Annotated in this window: 16 protein-coding genes; 7 read left to right on the top strand and 9 right to left on the bottom strand. The window is 74.3% G+C overall.

Going from position 1 to position 21,661, the window contains the following annotated elements; genetic code table 11:
- Positions 1–12: 12 nt before the first annotated feature.
- Positions 13–1,254, top strand: coding sequence for a Cmx/CmrA family chloramphenicol efflux MFS transporter (locus IW256_RS06930; protein ID WP_197010165.1), 1,242 nt, complete (start codon positions 13–15; stop codon positions 1,252–1,254).
- Positions 1,255–1,279: 25 nt separating this feature from the next.
- Here IW256_RS06930 and IW256_RS06925 read toward each other — a convergent pair whose 3' ends face one another.
- Both IW256_RS06925 and IW256_RS06920 read right to left on the bottom strand, forming a co-directional pair.
- Complete coding sequence (locus tag IW256_RS06925; RefSeq protein ID WP_197010164.1) at positions 1,280–2,632, bottom strand: hypothetical protein; 1,353 nt, start codon at positions 2,630–2,632, stop codon at positions 1,280–1,282.
- Between the two features lie 370 nt (positions 2,633–3,002).
- Complete coding sequence (locus tag IW256_RS06920) at positions 3,003–5,063, bottom strand: M6 family metalloprotease domain-containing protein (RefSeq protein ID WP_231403684.1); 2,061 nt, start codon at positions 5,061–5,063, stop codon at positions 3,003–3,005.
- A gap of 249 nt (positions 5,064–5,312) precedes the next feature.
- On the opposite strand from IW256_RS06920, the gene IW256_RS06915 reads away from it, so the two are divergent.
- A complete protein-coding gene (locus IW256_RS06915; protein ID WP_197010163.1) occupies positions 5,313–6,830 on the top strand; it encodes an RNase A-like domain-containing protein in 1,518 nt (505 codons plus the stop codon).
- 42 nt (positions 6,831–6,872) lie between these two features.
- A complete protein-coding gene (locus tag IW256_RS06910; protein ID WP_197010162.1) occupies positions 6,873–7,502 on the top strand; it encodes a hypothetical protein in 630 nt (209 codons plus the stop codon).
- Positions 7,503–7,512: 10 nt separating this feature from the next.
- Here the strand turns inward: IW256_RS06910 and rraA are convergent, their stop codons facing one another.
- The gene (gene rraA, locus IW256_RS06905; protein ID WP_197010161.1) at positions 7,513–7,992 is read right to left on the bottom strand and encodes a ribonuclease E activity regulator RraA; all 480 of its coding nucleotides are present in this window, start codon (positions 7,990–7,992) and stop codon (positions 7,513–7,515) included.
- A 121-nt stretch (positions 7,993–8,113) separates the two neighbouring features.
- Here rraA and IW256_RS06900 point away from each other — a divergent pair, with 121 nt between their 5' ends.
- Positions 8,114–9,169, top strand: coding sequence for a protein kinase family protein (locus IW256_RS06900; protein WP_197010160.1), 1,056 nt, complete (start codon positions 8,114–8,116; stop codon positions 9,167–9,169).
- 12 nt (positions 9,170–9,181) lie between these two features.
- Here the strand turns inward: IW256_RS06900 and IW256_RS06895 are convergent, their stop codons facing one another.
- Positions 9,182–9,637: an Lrp/AsnC family transcriptional regulator gene (locus tag IW256_RS06895; protein WP_197010159.1), complete on the bottom strand. Its 456-nt coding sequence runs from the start codon at positions 9,635–9,637 to the stop codon at positions 9,182–9,184.
- Between the two features lie 155 nt (positions 9,638–9,792).
- Between IW256_RS06895 and rocD the strand changes: the two genes are divergently transcribed.
- Positions 9,793–10,959: an ornithine--oxo-acid transaminase gene (rocD, locus tag IW256_RS06890; RefSeq protein WP_197016140.1), complete on the top strand. Its 1,167-nt coding sequence runs from the start codon at positions 9,793–9,795 to the stop codon at positions 10,957–10,959.
- Between the two features lie 22 nt (positions 10,960–10,981).
- On the opposite strand, the gene IW256_RS06885 is transcribed toward rocD, so the two are convergent.
- From IW256_RS06885 to IW256_RS06875, 3 genes are read right to left on the bottom strand one after another with little or no spacing between them, the layout of a single operon-like run.
- Entirely contained in the window at positions 10,982–11,479 is a 498-nt protein-coding gene (locus IW256_RS06885) for a DUF6113 family protein (protein ID WP_197010158.1), read from the bottom strand.
- 22 nt (positions 11,480–11,501) lie between these two features.
- Positions 11,502–12,401, bottom strand: a complete 900-nt coding sequence (gene mshB, locus IW256_RS06880) for an N-acetyl-1-D-myo-inositol-2-amino-2-deoxy-alpha-D-glucopyranoside deacetylase (protein WP_197010157.1) — start codon at positions 12,399–12,401, stop codon at positions 11,502–11,504.
- Positions 12,402–12,461: 60 nt separating this feature from the next.
- The gene (locus IW256_RS06875; protein ID WP_197010156.1) at positions 12,462–13,901 is read right to left on the bottom strand and encodes a serine/threonine-protein kinase; all 1,440 of its coding nucleotides are present in this window, start codon (positions 13,899–13,901) and stop codon (positions 12,462–12,464) included.
- Between the two features lie 200 nt (positions 13,902–14,101).
- On the opposite strand from IW256_RS06875, the gene IW256_RS06870 reads away from it, so the two are divergent.
- Positions 14,102–16,249 carry a S9 family peptidase gene (locus IW256_RS06870; protein ID WP_197010155.1) on the top strand — a complete coding sequence of 716 codons (2,148 nt, stop codon included), beginning with the start codon at positions 14,102–14,104 and terminating at the stop codon, positions 16,247–16,249.
- Here the strand turns inward: IW256_RS06870 and IW256_RS06865 are convergent.
- Both IW256_RS06865 and IW256_RS06860 read right to left on the bottom strand, forming a co-directional pair.
- Entirely contained in the window at positions 16,236–18,194 is a 1,959-nt protein-coding gene (locus IW256_RS06865) for an ABC transporter ATP-binding protein (protein WP_197010154.1), read from the bottom strand. The two genes, IW256_RS06870 and IW256_RS06865, sit on opposite strands and share 14 nt — an antisense overlap.
- A gap of 74 nt (positions 18,195–18,268) precedes the next feature.
- Positions 18,269–20,098, bottom strand: coding sequence for an ABC transporter transmembrane domain-containing protein (locus IW256_RS06860; protein ID WP_197010153.1), 1,830 nt, complete (start codon positions 20,096–20,098; stop codon positions 18,269–18,271).
- A gap of 313 nt (positions 20,099–20,411) precedes the next feature.
- Here IW256_RS06860 and IW256_RS06855 point away from each other — a divergent pair, with 313 nt between their 5' ends.
- The gene (locus IW256_RS06855) at positions 20,412–21,629 is read left to right on the top strand and encodes a PP2C family protein-serine/threonine phosphatase (protein WP_307828767.1); all 1,218 of its coding nucleotides are present in this window, start codon (positions 20,412–20,414) and stop codon (positions 21,627–21,629) included.
- The last annotated feature ends 32 nt before the right edge of the window (positions 21,630–21,661 follow it).

Below are 21,661 nucleotides of genomic sequence, written 5' to 3'. Positions count from 1 at the left end.
AGGAGCCGCAGGATGCCGTGGGCGATCTACGTGCTGGGGTTCGCGATCTTCGCGCAGGGGACCTCGGAGTTCATGCTGGCCGGGCTGCTCCCCGACATGGCCGCCGACCTGGGCGTCTCGGTGCCCGCCGCGGGGCTGCTGATCTCGGCGTACGCGTTCGGGATGGTGCTGGGGGCGCCGGTTCTGGCACTGGCCACGCTCCGGCTGCCACGCCGTACGTCGCTGCTGGCCTTCCTCGGGGTCTTCGTGCTCGTGCACGTCGCCGGCGCCCTGACGCCCGGCTACGAGCTGCTGCTGGCGTCCCGGCTGGTGGGCGCGTTCGCCTGCGCGGGGTTCTTCGGCGTGGCCGCGGTCGCGGCCATCGACCTGGTCCCGGCGGACGCGCGGGGACGGGCCCTGGCGATCGTCATCGGCGGGATCACGGTGTCCACCGTCCTGGGCGTGCCGGGCGGGACGTTCATCGGCCAGCATCTGGGCTGGCGGGCGGCGTTCTGGACGGTGGCGGCACTGTCGGCGGTGGCGATGGCGGGGGTGGCCGCCGCCCTGCCGGGAGGGCGCCCGGAGGCCCCCGGCCCGAACGGGACGGGCGGGACGCTGGGCTCGCGGCTGCGGGAGGAGCTGCGGAGCATGACCGCGCCCGGGCTCTGGATCGCCTACGGGACGAGCGCCCTGTCGTTCAGCTCCATGATGGCCACGTTCAGCTACCTCGGAGTGCTGCTGACCGGAACCACCGGGCTGCCCGAGAGCCGGGTGCCCGCCGTCCTGGCCCTCTTCGGCGCCGGATCGCTGATCGGTATCGCCGTCGGCGGACGGGTCGCCGACGCGCACCCGTTCGCCACGCTGACCGTGGGGATGACGGGCGTCGTGGCCGCCTCGGCCGGGATCGCGCTGGGGGCCGGCCACGCCGCGGCCGTCATCGTGCTCGTGCCCCTGCTCGGCGCGTTCGGCCTCGCCACCAACCCGGCGGTGAACGTCCGCGTGTACGCGAACGTGGGCGAGGCGCGGACGCTGGCCGGGGCCACGGTCACCTCGGCGTTCAACGTCGGCAACACGCTGGCGCCCTGGCTGGGCGGGCTGGCCATCGGCGCCGGGTTCGGCTACCGCTCCCCTGCCTGGGTCGGCGCCGGCATGGCGGTGGCCGCGCTCGGGACGGTGGCGCTGGGCGCGGCGGTCGAACGGCGTGCGGCCCGGCGCGCCGTCGCGGCGGGCGTCCCGGCGGCGCCCGTCACGCGGGGCGCCGGCCTCGGCCGGTAGGGCGAGCCGGCGGAACGGGAACGGGTCAGGGGGTCAGCCGCGACTTGTCCACGGCGTAGACCGCGCGCTGCCCGGGGTGCTCGGCGACCGTCCAGACCTGGTTGCGCCCGCGCCAGCAGGACAGGTCCTCCGGGCCGTAGGAGACGGCCTGCCGCCCGACCTCCTCGAAGCCGGTCTCCGACCACTGGGCCCGGACCAGTTCCCCCGGGTTCTTGTTCTGGCCGGGCGGGAACGGCCGTTCCGAGGCGGGGACGTTCCGGGTGAACCACCACGTTCCGTCCGCGGTGGACCCGCCCTGGACGTGGGACACCGGGAGCCGGGCCACCGAGGTCGGGGCGGCCCGCCCGTCGGAGTCGGTCACCAGGTCGCCGGTGCCGCTCTTGCCGCTGACCAGCGGGAACTGCGCCACCCGGCCCTGGGTGTTCCTGCACCACTCCCCGGTCACCAGCTTGTCCTTGCCGGTGCGGTTGATGGACAGCCACGAGTGGTGGGGCGTGCCGTCGCCGGTGCACGAGCCGCCGAGGTCCTTGGCCGGGACGTACGACGCGACCTGCGGCATCACGTAGCGGTACCCGTAGCCGTGGTAGGTCTTGCCGTGCAGGCCCACGCGGCCGGGCTTCCCGGTGGAGCCGTTCCTGCTCTTGCCCAGGTCGAAGATCTGGCGCATGTCGAAGACGCGCAGTCCCGTACCGGCGTCGGCCACGTAGAGGCGGTTGCCGTACCAGGCGAGCCCTCCGGCCTGGATGCCCGTGCCCGAGCCCTGCGCGCCCGAACCCTGCGCGCCCGAACCCTGAGTGCCGGAGCGTTGCGTGCCGACCGGCTCGTAGGTGGTCTGGCCCCTGGCGTTCTGGTACGGCCACACCAGCAGCACGTGCCGGTAGGTGTCGTTCTCCGTGTTGATGAAGGTGACGCGGGCGCTCCTGTGCGGAGCCTTCTCGTCGCGGTCGTTCCAGCTCACCAGGAGGGGCCGCGACGCCCCCCACTTCTCGTCCGCCTGGGCGTCGGAGACGGTGGTGACCCCGTGCGGGTACCACTCCTCGGTCCCGGTGTCGCGGGTGTCGAAGCAGAACACCTTGGCGCCCGCGGGGACCCTGGCCGCGCGACCGCAGTCCCCGCCCCACTCGCCCTTACGGTCGCCCTTGCGGTCCAGCAGGGCCTGCACGCCGACGGTCTTCAGGTTCCTGGCCATGCCCCCGAGCGCGTTCCCTGCGGGCCGCTCCCCCGCCGTGAGCAGGTAGGGGCTCTTGGCGGGCGCGGCGGCGACGGCGGTGGCCGCCACCCGCTGGGAGTAGTCGGGGACGAAATAGGCGAATGCAGGGGTACCGACGGCCACGACCCCGAGTGGGAGGGCGAGAGCGAGCAGGCGCCGGGGAGTCAAGTGATCACCTCCAGGGGATCACGGAAACTAACACCACTCGGACTTTTCACCCAAGATCACCCTATGCAGCGACATCATCGCTAATGGAGATCAACAAAGGTCAGCGATCGGCGGCGGAGGCACGTCCGCCACCTCTCTCCACCATGGCATAGGTAACGGTTCAATATCGACGGTAAACCGGCGGGTAAGGTGCCGCGTCGGCCGGCGACCCCCGCCGCGGTGATCGCGTGCGGGGGTCGCCCGCCCTCGGGGGGCCGTGCGGCCGGACGGGCCGCGATCCGGGCCGAGGCAGGCCACCCGCCCGTCCAGTCGGACAGACCGGATAGGGCCGGACGGCAGGCCCGGATCACCGCCGAGGGGTGCGGCCGGATCAGGCCAGGCGGCACGTCCCGGTGTCCGACTTCCCCGGGTCGCTCTCCGAGACCGCCTTCACCTGGAGGGCGGCCCCGCGGGCGGCGCCCGCCCCCGGCCTGGCCCAGACCTCGACCGAGGTGCGCTCGCCCGCCCTGGCGGTGGCCAGCGAGTTCGGCACCCAGGTCGTCCAGCCCTTACCGGACACCGACGCCGTCAGCCGGTACACGTCGGACGCGTGGTGCCCGCCGCCGCCCTGGCCGGAGTTGCGCAGCGGCACCGTGCACTTCACCCAGCCCGACCCGGCCCGCCGCGCCGGGCCGTTGCCGACCTGGACGCCGCGCCGCTGCGGGCCCGCACCGTCCAGCGAGCGGATCGCGACCGTGTAGGAGAGGACGCCCTGACGGTCGCGTTCGAGGTCGAGCACGTAGAAGTGCAGCCGGTTGGCCTCGTCGACGTACTCGAACTCGCTCCCCGAGTCGTTGCCCGCGTGGAACAGCGCGTCCGACAGCTGCCGGTAGTCGCCGATCGTCAGCTTCTGCGGCGTCCCGTCCGGCAGGACGAAGTCCACCTTGTCGATGTCCTGCGGGTTGGCGTCCTTCACCCAGATGAACGGGGCGCTGTCCCGGTCCTTGGTCTTGGCCAGCAGCACGCCCGAGTCCGGGGTGAACGAGTCGAAGCCCATCCGGTCGACGACCTCCAGCGTGTAGTTGTCGTACCCGCCGCCGTCACAGAGGGCGTCCTTCGTGGTGTCGCACGCCGGGCTCCTGTCGCCGCCCGTTCCCAGCTTCAGGTTGATTCCCGCCAGGCCCTCACCGGGGTCGGCGGCGCGCGCCGTCACCCTGGCCACGACGGCGCCGGACGCGGCCAGGGCGTCCCGGTCGAGCCGCAGGACGCGTTCGGTGTCCACGATGCCCAGCTTGAGCTTGTTGCGCAGCATGTGCTGGGCGCCCATCGAGCCGCCTCCGGTCGCCGGGATCATCCACCGGCTGTGCGGCCCGCCGGGCCCGTTGAAGCTGCCGCGGCTCAGCATCTCCCAGGGCCCGGAGTACGCGCGGCGGGCCGGGACGCCGTAGGGGTTGTTGTAGTTGTCGCCGATGCCCAAGATGTGGCTGAACTCGTGCGCGAAGACCCCCATGCCGCTGCTCTCGGCCTGGGTGGAGCTGCCCGTCACGGCGTTCGGCCAGATGGTCGAGCCCGCCGCCCAGGACGTCCAGTCCACGTACCGGGTCTTCACCCAGTTGGGCAGCCCGGAGTCCCCCGGACCCCACTCGGGCGGCACGTCCTCCTTGGAGGCGAACTTCATCCGCCCGAACTCCTCCCAGGTGGACGATTCGTCCTGCCCGGCCGAGAGGTAGAAGACGAAGTCGAACTCCCCGGCCTTCTCCTCCCCCACGTCGGCGACCCACGCGGCCCGCGCGTCCGTGCGGATGTTGCGGTTGCAGGTGTCGCCGGACGGGCATCCGGTGCCGCCCTGCATCGAGTCCACGCCGTACTCGTGGTCCTTGGCCGGCATCCGGTACGCGCCGAACGCCGTCAGGTCGACCCCGTACCGCCCGCCGGAGTCCTCCATCCAGTACTCGTGCAGCGTGTGCCCGTTGTTGAGCCCCTGGGGCTTGTTGAGGAAGTCCTGGTAGAACCGGGCGACCTGGTCGCGCGGCACGTTCCCCACCTGGCTGGGGTTGCCGAAGAGCGTGGAGTTCTCGGCCTGGGTCACCACGAACGGCTGGTCGGGGTAGTCCACCAGCACCACGGCGCCCTTGAAGTTCTTGATGGACCCCTTCCTGGACGGGTCGGCCCACGAGGTGCCCGGGACCGGCTTGTAGTCGTCCCAGGTCATGGTGTCGGGCAACTCGTAGTCCTGGGGGTCGATCGGCTTGGGCGCACCCGCCGCGTAGGTGCGCGCCCGCTGGGCGCGCTGCCACGGCTGGGTCTGCGGCCAGTGCCGCATCTGCCACGAGTTCTCGGTGGGCTCGGGGATCGGGGGCCGCTGCCGGGCGGCGGCCGGCGCCGCGGCCGTCCCCGCCGTCAGCGTCAGCGTCGCCACCAGGGGCGGCAGGAGGGTCTTGTAGACGCGCATGTCTCACCCGTTCGGTCGTTGCCGTGACCGTAAGGACGCCCCCTTCCGCCCGGCAAGGGCCGAGTTGGACGATGGTGGTCGCACACCCCTGGCACCTCCCGCCATCGCGCCGGCGAGGCATGGAAGGGCGGGTCGCCGCCGCCCCGCACACCGGCTCGCCTCGTTGGGGCCACGGTTGGGCCTCTGGGCCCTGGCCGCAGGGAACGGCTCCTGGTTGGCTTACCGCTTACGCATGAGCAGGGGGCTCAGATGCTGAGGCGGTTGGGGGATCGCGGCGAAGGGTCACTGTCGTACATCGGCGTGATCCTGCTGATCGCCGCGGTCGCCGGCGCCGTCACCGTGGTGGCGATCCCCGAACAGGTCACCGCGAGCATCCGTTCGGCCGTGTGCATGGTCACGCGCGACAACGACTGCGAGGACGGCAGGCCTGGGGCGACCCCCTCCGGGGGCACGCCCTCCGGCGGGCCGAGTTCCGCCCCGGCCACCCCGCAGGTGTCCGGATCCCCGGTCGGGGAGACCCCGGAGGAGCGGGAGCTGCGCGAGGCCAGGGCCGCCGCGGGCAAGGCCGACCAGGACGCCCAGTCGCTGGAGAACGAGTGGGCGAACTTCGACCTGCTCAAGGAGATCGGGGCGCTCGGGCTCGACTTCATCGCCGGCGACATCATCAACTGCGTCAAGAAGCCCAACTTCGGCGACTGCGCGTGGGCGCTGATCGGCCTGGTCCCCTGGGGCAAGATCGGGAAGCTGCTCAAGGCGATCCCCAAGGTGATCAAGCTCGTCGACCGGTTCCTGGACCTCAAGCGGCGGCTGGACAAGGCCCGCGCGGCGCGCAAGGCGGCCAAGTCGCGGCTGGACGACGCCATCGAGGCGTGCAGGAAGAAGCAGCCGCAGCCCAACAGCTTCCCGCCGGGCACCCCGGTCCTGATGGCCGACGGGAGTCGAAGACCCATCGAGAAGGTCCGGGTCGGCGACCGCGTGCACGCCGCCGACCCGGAGACGGGGCGTGCCGGCGTCCGGACGGTCACGGACCGCATCGTCGGCGAGGGCCGCAAGCGCCTCGTCGACCTCACCGTCGACCTCGACGGCCGGCTGGGCGGCCCCACCGCCACCCTCACCGCCACCTCCGGCCACCCCTTCTGGGTCGCCGGTACGGACGACTGGATCGACGGCGGCCGCCTGGTGTTCGGCGACACGCTGGTCACCCCCGGCGGCGGCACCGTGATGGTGCTCAAGTCACGCAGGTACGAGCGCGCGCAGAAGGTCTACAACCTCACCGTCGACGACCTGGAGACCTACTACGTCGCGGCGGGGAGCCTGAACCTGCTCGTCCACAACTGCCGCGACCTGGACAAGCACGAGGAGCCGCAACCGCCACCCCGTCCCGCCGACCCGCTCAGGCAGGGTCACACGCTCAAGGACCACGTCAACGCCACCGACGACGAACTGCTCCGGCACGCCCAGGCCCCCAACAACCCGTCCAACAGGGCGAGCCGCTGGGCCAACCGGCAGAAGGCCGAGGAAGTGATCGATCACGCCCTCGACGACCCGGCGAACCAGCAGAAGATCCAGAACTGGCTGGCCAAGGTCGGCAAGGGCCAGGCCAAGGACACCTTCGAGCTGCGCGGGCGGTTCGGCGACGGGTCGCTCGGCGACGTCATGCTCTCCGACGGGACGAAGAAGGCCGCGGGCAACGGGTACAGGATCGTTCTCAAGCGTGCGAAGGGGCACAAGCCAGGGTGGTATGTCTATACCGCGTACCCGGAGTGACAGGGGCGGCGGCTCACCGGGCGGAAGGAGGCCGAGGGCGGCGTGCATGACAGGGATGACGACTTCGGCCTGACCACGGTCGCGAGCGGGAGTTTCGTGCAGCTGTGGTGGAAGTACCACGACTCGGCGACCGCCGTCATCGAGGAGATCGCACGGGAGGAGGACCCCTCAAGCCTCCAGCAGTACGTCCACGACGCGCGGCTGCTCGCGGACTCCCCCCTCAGCGCCGAACGGCTCGAAACCTTGTGGAGGTCGGCGACCAGCGGTCATCACGGCACTTCCACGGAGGGCATCGACGGCCGTACCTGGTTCCGGCGGATCATCGAGGTCATGGAACCGGTCGTGGCGGCGGGCGGGCTGACCGTGGACACCGCCGATGCCCTCGACCACCGGCCGGAGGTGATCGCCGAAGTCGTCGCGATCGCGCGCCGCCTGACCGTACGCAGGAACTTCTTCGGCGACCCGGTCGACGAGGACGAACTCCGCTCCATCCTCGTCGAACTCGCCGAGAGCGGACGGCCCGAACTCGCCCTGCGCTTCTTCGTACGCTTCGCCGTCAACCACGACTCGGAGATGGACGCCGACCTCCAGGACGCCGTGCGGAAGGCCGGGAGGCACTTCGGTTACGGCGAGTTCCTCATCGAGCGGCTCGACTTCCTCTACAAGAACTGAGGCGCTCGGGTCACAGGAGAGGGCGGGAGGCGAGGACGATGCCGTCCTCGTCGCTGTAGAGGTGGTCGCCGGGGCGGAACTCCACGCCCCCGAAGGTCACCGGGACGTCGACCTCCCCGGCCGCGTCCTTGGCGCTCTTGCGGGGATTGGAGCCCAGGGCCTTGATGCCGAGGTCGAGGTCGCGGAGCGCGGCGACGTCCCGGACGGCGCCGTTGATCACCACCCCGGCCCAGCCGTTGCCGGCCGCGGCTCCGGCGATGAGATCGCCCATCAGGGCCGAGGCCAGCGAGCCCCCGCCGTCCACCACCAGCACGCGGCCGTCGCCGGCGGTGTTGAGCAGCCTCTTCACCAGGCCGTTGTCGCGGAGGCAGCGCACGGTCACGACCGGGCCCGCGAACCGGGTACGCGCTCCGTACTGCCGGAACTGCGTCTCGCAGCTGCGCAGTTCGGCCCCGAAGTCGTCGATCAGATCGGCGGTCGCGAAGTCCATGCGGGGAGCCTACTAGCGGGCCTACCCGGCGGTAATCGGCGGGCCGGGGCCGGAGGAGGCCGCACGCCTGACAGCGGGTGCTGATCTTCGGTAGAACTTTGCCTGAACCCAGGAGGTCACCATGGCTCCCCCCGGCCGGCACGGCCCCGCGTTCGAGCCCCTCGAGCCCGGCGATCCCCCGCTGATCGGCGGGTACCGGGTGCTGGCCAGGCTCGGTACGGACGGGCCTGCGCCGGCGTACCTGGCCACCACGCAGAGCGGGCGCCGGCTGGCCGTCAGGGTCGTCCGGCCCGCACCGGAGGACGACGCGTTCCGGCTCCGCCTCAGGCGGGAGATCGCGGCGGGCCGGCGGCTACGGGGGCCGTTCCTGGCGGCCGTGGTCGACGGGCACGCCGAGGGCGCGCTGCCCTGGGTGGCGACGGAGTACGTGCCGGGCCCGTCCCTGGCGCGGGCGGTGGACGAGCTCGGCCCGCTGCCGGTCCCGGCCGTGCGGGTGCTGCTCGGCGCGGTCACCCGGGCGCTCCAGGCCGTGCACGACACCGGCGCCGCCCACGGCGCCCTCACCCCGTCCGCCGTGCTGCTCGCCGAGGACGGCCCGCGGCTGGCCGTCTCCGTGTCACCGGACGGCCCTGCCGGGGACGCGGGCGGCCCGGCCGGGGACGTGTACGCGCTCGGCCGGGTGGCGCTGTTCGCGGCGACGGGACGCGACGCGGGCGCGGAGCCGGACCTGAGCGGGTGCCCGGACGAGCTGCGCGGGCCGCTCGGGCGCTGCCTGGCGGAGGACCCGGACCGGCGCCCCGAGCCCGCCGCGCTCGTCGCGGCTCTGGAGGAGGACCCGCCCTGGGAGGGATGGCCGCCTCAGGGGCTCGCCGGGCTTCTGAGCGCCTACCGCGCCGACCCCGACCCCGCGCCGCGCCGCGCCGGGGCCGCGCCGGAGGCGGCGCGGCCGGCGAAGCCCACCAGGCCGGACGGGATGCCCGCGGGTGCGCCCCGGATCGTCCCGAACTTCACCGTCCCCGCGCCGCCGCCGGACCGGCCGCCCCTGGCGGCCCCGGCGGGCCCCGAGGTGCGGCCCGTGATGGACAGCTACCGCCACGACCTGGTCATCGCGCTCGGCATCGGCGGCGGCGCGTTCGGGGTGCTCGTCCTGGTCCTGCTGCTGGTGTTCCTGATCTGAGCCCGGCCGGGGTCACGGGGAGGGGGCGTCGGTGGGGCGGCCGATCAGGCGGGACAGCACGATCGCCGTCTTGGTCGCGGTGATGTTGTCCTCCCGCCGCAGCCGTTCCAGCGCCTGCTCCAGATGCTGGATGTCGCGGACGCGGACGTGCACCAGGGCGCTGGCGTCGCCGCTGATCGTGTAGGCGGCGACCACCTCGGGATGCTTGCGGATGCTGGAGTAGATCTCCTCGGGTGAGGTCGCCCCGGTGCAGAAGATCTCGATGAACGCCTCGGTCGTCCACCCCAGGGCGGCCGGGTCCACCACCGCGGCGAAGCCGGTGATGACGCCGTCGGCGCGCAGCCGGTCCACGCGCCGCTTCACGGCCGGGGCCGACAGCCCGACCCGATCGCCGACCTGCGCGTACGACGCCCGGCCGTGCTCCAGGAGCTGCGCAACGATTCGACGGTCCAGATCGTCGAGACGCAACGAAACACCACCTTCGAGACCACTTTGAGCGTTGGTCGCCCGTCGATCTCGAACATACGCTGATTGTCGAACCGCCGGCCACCGTCCCCGGTGCGCACCGCGGCCCAGTGATCTCTGGAAGGAGCGTCGTGAGCCGGACCGATCAGCTGCGGGCCATGTCCGACGAGCACAGCGCGCACAACTACCACCCGCTGCCGGTCGTGATCGCCGAGGCGGAGGGGTCCTGGGTCACCGACGTCGAGGGCCGGCGCTACCTGGACATGCTGGCCGCCTACTCGGCCGTCAACTTCGGGCACCGCAACCCGCGGCTGACCGCGGCGGCGCGGCGCCAGCTCGACCGGGTCACCCTGGTCAGCCGGGCCTTCGACCACGACGTGTTCGGGCCGTTCGTCACCGAGCTGGCGGACCTGTGCGGCAAGGACATGGTGCTGCCGATGAACAGCGGCGCCGAGGCGGTCGAGACCGCGCTGAAGACCGCCCGCAAGTGGGCCTACGAGGTCAGGGGCGTACCGGACGGCCAGGCGAACATCATCGCCTTCGAGGGCAACTTCCACGGCCGGACGACCACCATCGTCAGCTTCTCCACCGACGCCGGCGCCAAGGACTCCTACGGCCCGTACACCCCCGGGTTCCGGACCGTTCCGTACGGCGACGTGGAGGCGCTGCGGGCGGCCATGGACGACGCCACGGCCGCGGTGCTGATCGAGCCGATCCAGGGCGAGGCCGGGGTGAACGTGCCGCCCAGCGGCTTCCTGACCGCGGTCCGCGAGCTGTGCACGGCGCGCGGCGCGCTCATGATCGCCGACGAGATCCAGTCCGGCCTGGGCCGCACCGGCACCACGTTCGCGGTGGAGCACGAGAACGTCGTCCCCGACGTCTACCTGCTGGGCAAGGCGCTGGGCGGCGGCATCATGCCGGTGTCCGCCGTGGTCGCCGACCGCGACGTCCTGGGGGTCTTCAAGCCGGGGCAGCACGGCTCGACGTTCGGCGGCAACCCGCTGGCCTGCGCGATCGGGCGCGAGGTCGTGGCGATGCTGCGCACGGGCGAGTTCCAGGAACGGTCCCGTACGCTCGGCGAGCACCTGCACCGGCGCCTGGGAGCCCTGCCCACCGACGTCGTCCGCGAGGTGCGCGGCCGGGGCCTGTGGGCCGGGCTGGAGCTGTACGGCGCGGCGCGCCCGGTGAGCGAGCGGCTCATGGAGCTGGGCGTGCTGGCCAAGGAGACCCACGACACCACGCTGCGCCTGGCGCCGCCCCTGACGATCAGCCGGGACGACCTGGACTGGGGGCTGGACCAGCTGGAGATCGCGCTCAAGGGCTGACCCGCCGGCCCGCCGGGCGGCCCTACTCGCGGGCGGAGGCGCGCCCGGTGAGCCACTCCCCCGGCGGCCTGCGGGACGGGACGAGCGACACCGCGGCCACCCCGGCCACCAGGCCGCCGATGATGAACAGGTAGCCGGTCAGGGTGCCGGGCACGACCAGGTCGCCCTCCGGCCGCCGGACCGACATCGCGAACGCGACCGCGGCCCACACCAGCGTCGGGATCGCCGCGGCCAGCCGGCCGCCCATCGCCCGGCCGGCCGCCAGGGCCGTCCCGAAGTTGACCGCGATCAGCACCAGCCCGGCGACCGGCACCGGGCCGGCCGTCCATTCCTGGGCGAACGAGCCGATCAGGCCGATGACCGCGCCGAGGACGCCCAGCGCCGCGTAGGCCGCCCCGGAGACGAACGCCTCCAGCGCCTCGTTCGGGGCCTCGCCCGCCCCGTCTCCCGCGCCCGCGCCGCCGTTCCCGGCCGGGCCCTGGTGCGCCGCCGGACCGGGCAGGTCGTCGTCGCCGTTCACGCCCGCCACCGTAGCGACCCGGTCATGGGCGGGGCCGCACCGGTTCGGCGAACAGATCGGTCTCCCGGCCTCCGGCCGGAGCGGGGCCGCGCTCGCCCGCCAGGAGGATGAAGTACTCGGTGCCGAACGCCTGCTGCCCCAGGTTGTTGGAGAGGGCGAAGAACGGCCCCACCTCCTCGGGGGCGACCACGATCTGGGTGGCGTGGGCGCGCAGCGCGGCCAGCTTGGCCGGCAGGTGGGCGCGGGCGTCCACCACCGTGGTCACCTGGTCGTCGGGCACGCCCGAGCCCAGCTCGTCCAGGCTCGCCACCCGGCCGAACGGCAGCCTGGCCTCGCGCATCACCGCGATGGCGCGGGCCAGGACCGTACGGGGCGTGGCGTAGGCGTAGAACTTGGCGGCCCTCCACGGCTCGCCACCGTCCTCGTGCGCGGGGTCGGCGGCCAGCTCGAAGGCGCGCCAGGCGACCCGGTGCGCCTGGATGTGGTCCGGATGGCCGTAGTTGCCGCGGTCGTCGTAGGTGACGATCACGTGCGGGCGCACCTCGCGGACGACCTTCACCAGCTCCCCGGCGGCCTCGTCCACGTCGGCCCGCCAGAAGGAGCGCGGATCGTCGTTGGTCGCGGCGCCCATCATCCCCGAGTCGCGCCAGCGGCCCGGCCCGCCCAGGTAGCGGTGGTCGGACACGCCCAGGGCCGCGCACGCCTCGGCCAGCTCGCCGATGCGGTACTCGCCCAGCCGGTCCTCCTTGTCGGAGGCCAGATGGCGCAGCTCATCGGGGATGACCTCGCCCTCCTCGCCCAGGGTGCAGGTGACGAGGCAGACGTGGGCGCCCTCGGCCGCGTACTTGGCCATGGTGGCCCCGGTCCCGATGGACTCGTCGTCCGGGTGGGCATGGACGAACAGGATCCGCGGCTCCTTCATGCTCTGAGCCTACTCAGAGCGAGCACCTGCTTGGGAGACCGGCCTCCCGTGCCGCAGGCCCTACGCGCCGCCGCCGGTGCCGCCGCCACCGCCACCACCGCCGCCTCCACCGGCGCCGCCGCCGTCGTCTCCGCCGGGCGGCGTCTCGCCGTCATCGGGGTCACCGGTGTCGGGCGGTGTGGGGTCCGTGGGCGTGGTCGGGGTGCTGGGCTCGTCCGTCGGGGTGGTCGGCTGGGTCGGGACCGTGGGCCGGGTCGTGGGCGTGTCCGGCACCGTCCGGGTGCGGGTCGGCGTGGGGGCGGGGTCGTCGTCGGGCTCGCTGGGCTCGTCGGACGGCGTCTCCGACGTCGTGTCCGACGGGGTGGGCGTGGTGTCGCCGGGCGAGGAGTCGTCGCCCATGGCCGCGAACACCAGCGCCCCCACCAGGAACAGCGCGGCGATGGCGCCGATCACGGCCAGGACGGGGCCGCGCGACTTCCGCTCGGGCTCCCAGTCCCGGTAGCCGCCGGTGCCGCGGGGGTCTCCGCGGTGGTCGCCGTGGTAGGCGGGCGGGATCGGCGGGGCGGCGGCCGGCGGCATCGCCCGGGTGTGCCCGACCGGCTGGGTGGCGCCGGGCACCGGCCCGCCGGCGGCCCGGTGCCGTCCCTCCGCCAGCAGCGTGGTGGCCTCGGCGGGGTCGTCCATCCGGGTCTGCGCCGCCGGGCCCGCCCCGATCAGCGTCATCATCAGCTGCTGGGCGGTGGGCCGCCGCTCGGGCTCCTTGGCCAGGGAGGCCGCGATCAGGCGGTGCAGGTCGGGGGGCAGCCCCTCCAGGGACGGCGGCTCGTGCATCACCCGGTTGATCACCGCGACCACGGTGTCGTCGCCGAACGGCGGGCGGCCGGTCGCGGCGAACACCATCGTGGTGGCCCAGGCCCAGACGTCCACGGCCTCGGTGAGGGTGGCGCCGGCCACCTGCTCGGGCGCCATGTACGAGGGGGTGCCGATCGCCTTGGTGGCGGCCGTCTGCCCGGTGTCCAGCGCCCGCGCGATGCCGAAGTCGATCACGCGCGGCCCGTCCGGCGCCATGATCACGTTGTGCGGCTTGAAGTCGCGGTGCACGATCCCGGCCTGGTGGATGGCCACCAGCGCGGTCAGGGTGCCGATCGCCAGCCGCTCCAGCGCAGCCCCGGGGATCGGGCCGTCCTCCACGACCTGCCGGTGCAGGGACTTGCCCGGCACGTACTCGCTGGCGATATAGGGCTGGTCGCCGGCGACGTCGGCCTCCAGCACCTGCGCGGTGCAGAAGCGGGCGACCTGCTTGGCCGCCTGGGCCTCGCGGACGAAGCGGTTGCGGGCGGAGGCGTCGGCCGCCAGGTCGGCGCGCAGCAGCTTGATCGCGGCCTGGCCGCCCGAGGCGTCCACGCCCAGGTAGACCACGCCCTGCCCGCCTTCGCCAAGCCGTTCGAGCAGTTCGTACGAACCCAGCCGCCGGGGATCTCCCGGCTGCAGCTCCGGCATGGACCACTCCTTCGTACCCGCGAGGACAGTGCTTGACTTGAACAGGGGAGAAGTTTGAGCTTACGCGAGGGCGCCGCTGATCTCCGGTGGTTCCCGATCGGGCACCCTACAGCGCGGGGCCGTCACCGGCGGGCCGAACGGCCGCTCCGGGCCGCCCGCGCCCACGTGCCACCGGGGCCGTGCTGGCAGACTCGGATGCCATGAGCATCAGCTATCCGCGGCAGAGCGCCCGCACCCGGCGGTTCACCCTCGGCGTACCGCGCGCCTTCCAGATCGCGCCGGACGGGACGTACGTGGCCTTCCTGCGGACGAAGGCGGGCGACGACCCGGTCACCTGCCTGTGGACGCTGGACGTCGCGACCGGCGAGGAGCGCCTGGTCGCCGACCCGGCCGCCCTCAACGTGCCGGGCGAGGCGGACCTGCCCGCCGAGGAGCGGGCCCGCCGCGAGCGGGCCCGGGAGCAGGCGGGCGGCATCGTCGGCTACGCGGTGGACCGCGAGGTGCGGCAGGCGGTGTTCACGCTGGGCGGGCAGCTGTTCCTGGCGGACCTGCGGACCGCGGCGGTGCGCGCCCTCCCCGCCCGTACCCCGGTGTTCGACCCGCGCCTCGACCCGGCGGGACGGCAGGTGGCCTACGTCTCCGGCCGCACCGTCCACGTCCTCCCCCTGCACGCGCAGGGGGGTGGAGAAGGCGCGGGAGACGCCGGCGACCCCGGGGACGAGGGGGACGGGGACGCGGGGCAGGCCCTGGTGCAGCCCGAGAGCGACCAGGTGTCGTACGGGCTGGCGGAGTTCATCGCGGCCGAGGAGATGGGCCGGATGCGCGGCCACTGGTGGGCGCCCGACGGCGGCACCCTCCTGGTGGCCCGGGTGGACGAGACCCCGGTGACGCGGTGGACGATCGCCGACCCCGCCAACCCGGAGCGGCCCGCGAACGAGATCGCCTACCCGGCCGCCGGCACCCCCAACGCCATCGTGTCGCTGGTCCTGGTGAAGGCGGACGGCGGCGGCCGGGTCGCGGTGGCCTGGGACCGCGGGGAGTTCCCGTACGTGGTGACGGCCTCCTGGGACCGGAACGGCCTGCTGGTGGTGGTGCAGTCGCGGGACCAGCGGACCCAGCGGGTGCTCGGCGTGGACCCGTCCAACGGCGAGACCACCCTGCTGCACACCGGGCACGACCCGGTCTGGACGGAGATCGTCCACGGCGTGCCCGCGCGGACCGGCGGCGGCGACCTGGTGTGGGTCGTGGAGGACGCGGAGACCGACACCCGGCGGATCACCGTCGCGGGGACCCCGGTCACGCCCGGCGGCCTGCAGGTGCGCTCGGTGCTCGGCGTGGAGGGCGACCGGATCCTGTTCACCGGCACGGAGGAGCCCACCGAGCTGCACGTCTGGTCGTACGACGGCGACGGCGGCACCACCCGGCTGACCGAGGGGCGGGGCGTGTTCGGCGGGACGCGGAGCGGCGAGGTCACCGTGCTGACGGGCTCGCTGCTCGACCGGCAGGGCGTCACCGTTGAGGTGCGCGGCCCGTCCGGCGTCCGGGAGATCGCCTCCCGTGCCGAGACCCCGGACCTCACGCCGCGGGTCGAGCTGCTGCGCGCCGGGGAGCGGGAGATCCGCACCGCGGTGGTCCTGCCCACCGGCTGGGAGCCGGGCGACGGCCCGCTGCCGGTGCTGATGGACCCCTACGGCGGCCCGCACGCCCAGCGGGTGCTGGCCGTGCGCCGCGCCTACAACGAGGCCCAGTGGCTGGCCGACCAGGGCTTCGCCGTGGTCGTCGCCGACGGCCGCGGGACGCCCTCGCGCGGCCCGGCCTGGGAGCGCGCGGTGCGCGGCGACTTCACGGGCCCCGTGCTGGAGGACCAGGTCGCCGCGCTGGAGGAGGCCGCGCGGCGGCACCCGGGGGCGCTCGACCTGGGCCGGGTGGGCATCCGCGGCTGGTCGTTCGGCGGCTGGCTGGCGGCGCTGGCGGTGCTGCGCCGCCCGGACGTGTTCCACGCGGGCGTCGCGGGGGCTCCGGTCACCGACTGGCGGCTGTACGACACCCACTACACCGAGCGCTACCTGGGCCACCCGACCGAGGAGCCGGAGAACTACACCGCCAACTCGCTCATCGAGGACGCGGGCAGGCTCGAGCGGCCCCTGCTGCTGATCCACGGCCTGGCCGACGACAACGTGGTGGCGGCCCACACGCTGCGCCTGTCGTCGGCGCTGCTGGCCGCGGGCCGCCACCACACCGTCCTCCCCCTCTCCGGGGTCACCCACATGACCCCGCAGGAGGTCGTCGCGGAGAACCTCCTCCACTTCCAGGTGGCGTTCCTCAAGAACGCGCTCACCGGCCGTTAGACGGCGCGCCGGCGGGGCCGGCCGCGGTTGGACCGGCCGGGCCGGGGCCGGCGGGTGCGGAGCCCGCCGGGCCGGCGCCGGCGGGTCCGGGGCCGGCCGGCTCCCCGCCGTGCCAGGACCACCAGAGCGCGGCGTACGACCCGTTCGCCGCGATCAGCTGCTCGTGGGTGCCCAGCTCGGTGATCCGGCCGCCCTCGACCACCGCGACCCGGTCGGCGTCGTGCGCGGTGTGCAGCCGGTGCGCGATCGCGACCACCGTGCGGCCGTCGAGCACGGCCGCGAGCGAGCGTTCCAGGCGGCGCGCGGCGCGCGGGTCCAGCAGCGAGGTCGCCTCGTCCAGGACGAGGGTGTGCGGGTCGGCCAGGATGAGGCGGGCCAGCGCGAGCTGCTGGGCCTGCGCGGGCGTGAGCGTCTCGCCGCCGGAGCCGACGCGCGCGTCCGGCCCCGGGCCGTCCCAGTCGACCGCCCGCAGCGCCGCCTCGACGTCCGCGTCGGTCGCGTCCGGGCGCGCCATCACCAGGTTCTCCCGGACGGTGGCGCGGAAGACGTGCTGCTCCTGGGTGAGCAGGGCGACGTGACCGCGCAGCTCGTCCAGCGGGAGGCCCGCGAGCGGCACCGCCCCGGACCCCGCGGCCCCGGGCGTCTCCTGGGGGTCGGCGGGGCCGACGGTGACCGCGCCGGTACGCGGGCCGTCGATCCCGGCCAGAAGGCGCCCCAGCGTGGACTTGCCGGCGCCGCTCGGGCCCACGACGGCCAGCCGCTCGCCGGGGCGCAGCTCCAGGTCCACGCCGTGCAGCACGTCCCGGCCGGGCCGGTAGGCGTAGCGGACGTCGCGTGCGGCCAGCCGCTGCCGCCCGCGCGCCGCGGGCACGGCGGGCACGGCGGGCGGCGCGCCGTCCGGACCCGCGTTCCCCGGACCCGCGTTCTCCGGGCGCTTGCCGTCCGGGCCGGTGCCGTCCGGGTCGTCCGGGCCCGCGTCGCCGACGCCCAGCAGGCGCGCCAGCGACGCACCGCCGAGCTGCAGTTCGTCCAGCCAGGCCAGCAGCATGTCCAGCGGCCCCATGAGCTGCTGCGTGTACAGCGTGGCCGCCGTCACCTGCGCCAGCGAGGCCAGGTCGTGCATGTAGAGGAACCCGCCCACCACAAGGGTCGAGGCCACCGGCAGCACGTAGCTCAGCTCGACCACCGGGGACATCACCGTGCGCAGCCGCAGCGTGTAACGCTCGACGGCGTAGGACGCGGCGATGTCGGCGTCGGTGCGCCGGTGCCGGCGTTCGGCCAGCCGCAACGCCTCGACCGTCCGGGCGCCCTGCACCGTCTCGGCCAGGCCGTCGGTCAGGACCGCCCAGGAGGCGTCCTCGCGCAGGTAACCGGCGTGGGCGCGGGGCAGGTACCACTTCATCACGCCCCACACCAGCGGCACGGAGACCAGGGAGGGCAGCGCCACCAGCGGACCGTTCAGCAGCAGCGCCCCGGCGGTCAGGACGACGGCGACCAGGCCCACCAGCACCTCGGGCGCCGCGTACCGGACGCTGGTGGCCAGGGTGTCCACGTCGCGGGACGAACGGCTCACCAGGTCGCCCGTACCGGCCCGTTCCACCGTGCTCAGCGGCAGGGCCAGCACCCGGTTCACGAACCCCTCGCGCAGCTCGGCGAGCACCCGTTCCCCCAGCCGCGCCGAGGCGAGGTAGGCGTACCGGACCAGGACGCCCTGGGCGATCACGAACGCCGCGATGGCCGCGCCCGCGGTGTCGATGCCCGCCTCACCGCGGCTCACGCCCTCCACCAGGTCGCCGAGCAGCCTGGGGGTGACCAGCCCGGCGACGGCCGCCAGCCCGTGCAGCGCCAGCGCGGCGAGCAGCGCGCGCGGGTGCCGCAGCAGCAGCCGGCGCGCGTACGCCCGTACCCGCCGCGGGGTCGCCACCGGCAGGATCTCGGCACTCATGACCGGGCCCGTCCTCTCGCTCGTCACTCGGTCGCTCGGATACCGCGTGACCCCGGCGGGTCACGGGTCACGGGTCAGGGGTGGGCGGCGGGCTCGGCGTCCCCTCTGGTCTCCTGCGCGCGGTCCTGCGCGCGGTCCTGTGCGCGGTCGGGCGCGCTGTCCTCCGCGCGACCGGGTGCGGGGTCGGACGCCTCGCCGCGGGTGACGGCGGCGGCGTAGCGGGGCTCGGACGCCAGCAGGTCCCGGTGACGGCCCTGGGCGGCCACCGCGCCGTTCTCGACGTACACCACGTGATCGGCCCGGTCCAGCATCAGCGGGCTGGTGGTGCACACGACCGTGGTGCGGCCCCGGCGCCCCTCGCCGAGCCGGCCGGCGATCCGCGCCTCGGTGTGGGCGTCGACCGCGCTGGTCGGCTCCACCAGCACCAGCACCTCGGGGTCGGCGGCCAGCGCCCGCGCCAGCCGCAGCCGCTGCTGCTGACCGCCGGAGAACTCCCGTCCCGCCTCGGCGACGTGGGCGTCCCGGCCGGCCGCGGCCACGATGTCCTCGGCGGCGGCCGTCTCCAGGGCCCGGTCGAGCACCCGCTCCAGCGACTCCTCCGGCGCCTGCCCCGGCGCGCCTTCCTCGGCCCGCGGCGGAGCGAGGCTCTCGGCGAGGGGCCCGGAGAACAGCCGGTCCTCGTTGACGGCCACCAGGATCAGCTCCCGTACGCCGGCGATGTCGCGCAGCGGCGTGCCGCCGTAGGTCACCTCCCCGTCGGCGTACCGGCCGAGCCGGTCGGCGATCGCCTGGGCGTCGCGGGGGTCCGCCGCCGCGATCGCGGTGAGCCGGCCGGGCCGGACGACCACGCCGGAGGCCGCGTCCACCAGCTCGCCGCCCCCGGCGGGACGGGACGTGCCCTCCAGGGCCACCTCGGGCCGCAGCCGCAGCACCGCGACCACCCGCCCGGCGGCCACGTACGCCTTGGTGATCTTGCCGGCGGCCTCGCCCACGGTCTTCAGCGGGTGGATGAGGAAGACCGCGTAGCCGTAGAAGGCCACCAGCTGGCCCGCGCTGATCGTCCCCTGCGCGGCGAAGCGGGCGCCGACCCAGGTGACCAGGGCGACCAGGAGGCCGGGCAGGAGGACCTCCGCGCCGCTCAGCCTCGACTCGGCGCGCGCCACCCGCACGCCCGCCTCCCGGACGCGCTGCGACTCGTCCCGGTACCGCTCGAAGAACAGCCGTTCGCCGCCGATGCCGCGCAGCACCCGCAGGCCGGCCACCAGGTCGGTGGCGTGGGTGGTGAGCTCGCCGACCAGCTCGCGGTGGCCCTCCTCCCGTTCGCGGAACGGCTTCAGCAGCGGCGCCGCCAGCACCAGGATCACCGGCACCCCGACCAGCACGATCAGTCCCAGCGGCGGCGAGGCGGCGAGGAGGATCGCGGCGACCGCCACGATGGCCACCACCGCACCCGAGCCGCGGCCCACGATGTCCATCGCCCCGCCGAGGTGGGAGACGTCCGCGACGCCCACGCTGACGACCTCGCCGGCGCTGAGCCTGCGGGGCAGGGTGGCGCCCAGCCGGGTCGCCTGCCGCGTCACCACCTGGACGGTCCGGTACGCGGCGGCCAGCCAGTTCGTCACCGCGAACCGGTGCCGGGCGATCCCGCTGGCGGCCTGCACGACGCCCAGCACCAGCAACGCCCCCGCCCACAGCAGCAGCGCCCGGCCGTCCCGGGCCGCCACGCCGTCGTCGATGGCACGGCCGATGACGGCGGGCATCAGCGCCTGGCTGAGCATCCAGACCACGCCGAGGACCGCGCCGCCGGCCAGGGTGCGCGCCTGCGTACGGGCCAGCCAGAAGAGGTAGCGCGCCGGTGATCGATGGTCCGGAGTCCCAGGATCTTCGACCGGTAACGACTTCACGGACCGAACGATAGGCAGCCCGTCCGCGGAAGTTCGACAGGTTTTCCCGTACCGCTTCCGGTGGTGCCCCGGCGGGCATTACGGGCGGTCCGCCGCCGAAGGGGAGGTGCGCGACGGCGACCGGAGACGATAGGGTCCGAGGGTACCGGAGCGATGCTTCTCCGCTCCGTGAGCCGGGATCCAGGCGGCTAGGCAGACGCCGCTGCCCCGGCGCGGTCCGGTGTCGACCTCCGGCGATCGGCGTGCCCGCCGCCGGGACCGGTGGAGATCCGGCCCGCTGCCAGTGCCGCCCGCCCGACACTCCGGAAGCCCTGTGAGCACCATCAGCCACCAGTCACATGCCGCCTCCCTGGGGACCGGGGACCGGATCGAGCTGCTGCTGATCGACGACGATCCCTCCGACGTCTTCCTGGTCGAGGAGATGCTCGCCGAGAGCGGCATGGAGATCCAGATGACGGTCGCCGAGGACCTCCGGGCGGCCCGGCGCCGGCTGTCCCGCCGCACCCAGTGCATCATCGTCGACCTGTCCGCCCCCGACGACCACGACCAGATGGAGGAGCTGCGCGAGGTCCTGTCGATGTCCCAGAACGCCGCCGTCGTCGTCCTCACCGGCTTCGACGACGCCGACCTGGGCGTGCGGGCGGTCGCGGCGGGCGCCGAGGACTACCTGGTCAAGCAGCAGGTGGACGGCCCGCTGCTGGCCCGGGCGATCCGTTACTCGATCGAGCGCAAGCGGGCCGAGGAGACCGAGCGGCGGCTGGTGGAGGCGCGGATCCTGGGCCGGGAGAACGCGCGGCTGGAGCGCGGCCTGCTGCCCGTCCCGCTGATCGACGAGCCGGCGCTGCGGCACCACACCCGCTACCGGCCGGGACGCCGCCGGGCGCTGCTGGGCGGCGACTTCTACGACACCGTGCAGACCGAGGGCGGCACCGTCCACCTGATGATCGGGGACGTGTGCGGGCACGGGCCCGACGAGGCCGCGCTCGGCGTCCAGCTGCGGATGGCCTGGCGCACCCTCGTGCTGGCCGGGCACACCGGCGAGCGGCTGCTCGGCACCCTCGACACCGTCCTGGGGCACGAGCGGCGCAGCGAGGAGATCTTCACCACGCTGTGCATGGTGACGATCGCGCCGTCGCTGCGCACCGCCCGGATGCACCTGGCCGGCCACCCGCCGCCGCTGCTGTTCCGCGAGGACGGCGCGGGCGGCGGCGAGGTGACCGCGCTGCCCGAGTACGCGCACGGGCCCGCGCTGGGCCTGGTGCCGGGGGCCGAGTGGCCGACCACCGAGATCGACCTCGGCGAGTCCTGGAGCCTGATGCTCTACACCGACGGGCTCATCGAGGGGCGGGTCGGCGACGGCTCGGCGCGGCTGGGCACCGAGGGGCTGGTGGAGCTGGCCCGCGCGGCGCGCCGCGGCGGGGCCGCGGGCCGTGGGCTGATCGACGGCCTCGTCGGCGAGGTGGAGCGCCTGAACGGTGACGCGCTCACCGACGACCTGGCCGTACTGCTGCTCTCCCGGACGGGCGCGTGAAGTTCCTGATCTCCCTGTGAGGTCGCTCACCC

Origin of the sequence: Actinomadura viridis (assembly GCF_015751755.1) — a bacterium.
In the GTDB taxonomy this organism is placed as follows: Bacteria; Actinomycetota; Actinomycetes; order Streptosporangiales; family Streptosporangiaceae; genus Spirillospora; species Spirillospora viridis.
The sequence above is the reverse complement of the archived record's forward strand: the minus strand, read 5'-3'. Positions and strand labels throughout refer to the sequence as shown.

Coding starts and splice junctions, on each gene's coding strand:
- IW256_RS06875 (WP_197010156.1), bottom strand. CDS start 13,901: ATGCCGGAGCTGCAGCCGGGAGATCCCCGGCGGCTGGGTTCGTACGAA.
- IW256_RS06865 (WP_197010154.1), bottom strand. CDS start 18,194: ATGAGTGCCGAGATCCTGCCGGTGGCGACCCCGCGGCGGGTACGGGCG.
- rocD (WP_197016140.1), top strand. CDS start 9,793: ATGTCCGACGAGCACAGCGCGCACAACTACCACCCGCTGCCGGTCGTG.
- IW256_RS06900 (WP_197010160.1), top strand. CDS start 8,114: ATGGCTCCCCCCGGCCGGCACGGCCCCGCGTTCGAGCCCCTCGAGCCC.
- IW256_RS06920 (WP_231403684.1), bottom strand. CDS start 5,063: ATGCGCGTCTACAAGACCCTCCTGCCGCCCCTGGTGGCGACGCTGACG.
- IW256_RS06870 (WP_197010155.1), top strand. CDS start 14,102: ATGAGCATCAGCTATCCGCGGCAGAGCGCCCGCACCCGGCGGTTCACC.
- rraA (WP_197010161.1), bottom strand. CDS start 7,992: ATGGACTTCGCGACCGCCGATCTGATCGACGACTTCGGGGCCGAACTG.
- IW256_RS06930 (WP_197010165.1), top strand. CDS start 13: ATGCCGTGGGCGATCTACGTGCTGGGGTTCGCGATCTTCGCGCAGGGG.
- mshB (WP_197010157.1), bottom strand. CDS start 12,401: ATGAAGGAGCCGCGGATCCTGTTCGTCCATGCCCACCCGGACGACGAG.
- IW256_RS06915 (WP_197010163.1), top strand. CDS start 5,313: ATGCTGAGGCGGTTGGGGGATCGCGGCGAAGGGTCACTGTCGTACATC.